Origin of the sequence: Pseudomonas typographi, assembly GCF_014694385.1 — a bacterium.
Taxonomy (GTDB): Bacteria; Pseudomonadota; Gammaproteobacteria; order Pseudomonadales; family Pseudomonadaceae; genus Aquipseudomonas; species Aquipseudomonas typographi.
In genome coordinates this window covers 2,501-5,283 of record NZ_JAAOCA010000077.1, presented here as the reverse complement: position 1 = coordinate 5,283, position 2,783 = coordinate 2,501, and the positions used below count along the sequence as shown (strand labels likewise).

Below are 2,783 nucleotides of genomic sequence, written 5' to 3'. Positions count from 1 at the left end.
TGTGTGAGTGTCACGAATTTTCGGTTGTGGCGTCTTCGCCCGCTCAACCTGCCGCAGCAGATTGCTTGGGTGTTATATGGTCAAGCCTCACGGGCAATTAGTATGGGTTAGCTCAACGCCTCACAGCGCTTACACACCCCACCTATCAACGTCGTAGTCTTCGACGGCCCTTTAGGGGATTCAAGATCCCAGTGAGATCTCATCTTGAGGCAAGTTTCCCGCTTAGATGCTTTCAGCGGTTATCTCTTCCGAACGTAGCTACCCGGCAATGCCACTGGCGTGACAACCGGAACACCAGAGGTTCGTCCACTCCGGTCCTCTCGTACTAGGAGCAGCCCCTCTCAAATCTCAAACGTCCACGGCAGATAGGGACCGAACTGTCTCACGACGTTCTAAACCCAGCTCGCGTACCACTTTAAATGGCGAACAGCCATACCCTTGGGACCGGCTTCAGCCCCAGGATGTGATGAGCCGACATCGAGGTGCCAAACACCGCCGTCGATATGAACTCTTGGGCGGTATCAGCCTGTTATCCCCGGAGTACCTTTTATCCGTTGAGCGATGGCCCTTCCATACAGAACCACCGGATCACTAAGACCTACTTTCGTACCTGCTCGACGTGTGGGTCTCGCAGTCAAGCGCGCTTTTGCCTTTATACTCTGCGACCGATTTCCGACCGGTCTGAGCGCACCTTCGTACTCCTCCGTTACTCTTTGGGAGGAGACCGCCCCAGTCAAACTACCCACCATACACTGTCCTCGATCCGGATTACGGACCTGAGTTAGAACCTCAAGGTTGCCAGGGTGGTATTTCAAGGTTGGCTCCACGCAAACTGGCGTTCACGCTTCAAAGCCTCCCACCTATCCTACACAAGCAAGCTCAAAGTCCAGTGCAAAGCTATAGTAAAGGTTCACGGGGTCTTTCCGTCTAGCCGCGGATACACTGCATCTTCACAGCGATTTCAATTTCACTGAGTCTCGGGTGGAGACAGCGCCGCCATCGTTACGCCATTCGTGCAGGTCGGAACTTACCCGACAAGGAATTTCGCTACCTTAGGACCGTTATAGTTACGGCCGCCGTTTACCGGGGCTTCGATCAAGAGCTTCGCTTGCGCTAACCCCATCAATTAACCTTCCGGCACCGGGCAGGCGTCACACCCTATACGTCCACTTTCGTGTTTGCAGAGTGCTGTGTTTTTAATAAACAGTCGCAGCGGCCTGGTATCTTCGACCAGCGCGGGCTTACGGAGCAAGTCCTTCACCCTCGCCGGCGCACCTTCTCCCGAAGTTACGGTGCCATTTTGCCTAGTTCCTTCACCCGAGTTCTCTCAAGCGCCTTGGTATTCTCTACCCAACCACCTGTGTCGGTTTGGGGTACGGTTCGCGATTACCTGAAGCTTAGAAGCTTTTCTTGGAAGCAGGGCATCGACCACTTCACGCTCAAAAATGAGCGCTCGTCATCAGTTCTCGGCCTTGAACACCCGGATTTGCCTAGGTATTCGGCCTACCACCTTAAACTTGGACAACCAACGCCAAGCTGGCCTAGCCTTCTCCGTCCCTCCATCGCAGTAACCGCAAGTACAGGAATATTAACCTGTTTTCCATCGACTACGCTTTTCAGCCTCGCCTTAGGGACCGACTAACCCTGCGTCGATTAACGTTGCGCAGGAAACCTTGGTTTTTCGGCGTGGGTGTTTTTCACACCCATTGTCGTTACTCATGTCAGCATTCGCACTTCTGATACCTCCAGCAAGCTTCTCAACTCACCTTCACAGGCTTACAGAACGCTCCTCTACCGCGTCACCTAAGTGACACCCGTAGCTTCGGTACCTGGTTTGAGCCCCGTTACATCTTCCGCGCAGGCCGACTCGACTAGTGAGCTATTACGCTTTCTTTAAAGGGTGGCTGCTTCTAAGCCAACCTCCTAGCTGTCTAAGCCTTCCCACATCGTTTCCCACTTAACCAGGATTTTGGGACCTTAGCTGACGGTCTGGGTTGTTTCCCTTTTCACGACGGACGTTAGCACCCGCCGTGTGTCTCCCATGCTCGGCACTTGTAGGTATTCGGAGTTTGCATCGGTTTGGTAAGTCGGGATGACCCCCTAGCCGAAACAGTGCTCTACCCCCTACAGTGATACATGAGGCGCTACCTAAATAGCTTTCGAGGAGAACCAGCTATCTCCGAGCTTGATTAGCCTTTCACTCCGATCCACAGGTCATCCGCTAACTTTTCAACGGTAGTCGGTTCGGTCCTCCAGTCAGTGTTACCTAACCTTCAACCTGCCCATGGATAGATCGCCCGGTTTCGGGTCTATACCCAGCGACTAAACGCCCTATTAAGACTCGCTTTCGCTACGCCTCCCCTATTCGGTTAAGCTCGCCACTGAATATAAGTCGCTGACCCATTATACAAAAGGTACGCAGTCACAGAACAAGTCTGCTCCCACTGCTTGTACGCATACGGTTTCAGGTTCTATTTCACTCCCCTCTCCGGGGTTCTTTTCGCCTTTCCCTCACGGTACTGGTTCACTATCGGTCAGTCAGTAGTATTTAGCCTTGGAGGATGGTCCCCCCATGTTCAGACAAAGTTTCTCGTGCTCCGTCCTACTCGATTTCACTGGCAAGAGATTTTCGTGTACGGGGCTATCACCCACTACGGCCGCCCTTTCCAGGGCCTTCCACTAATCTCAAGCCAGCTTAAGGGCTGGTCCCCGTTCGCTCGCCACTACTAAGGGAATCTCGGTTGATTTCTATTCCTCAGGGTACTTAGATGTTTCAGTTCCCC

The 2,783-nt window shown here is 53.1% G+C and carries 1 rRNA gene (cut by a window edge); it reads right to left on the bottom strand.

Annotation, left to right across the window (positions count from 1 at the left end):
- Positions 1–76 precede the first annotated feature (76 nt).
- Positions 77–2,783: ribosomal RNA gene (locus HAQ05_RS27585) — 23S ribosomal RNA — on the bottom strand; it runs 185 nt beyond the window's last position.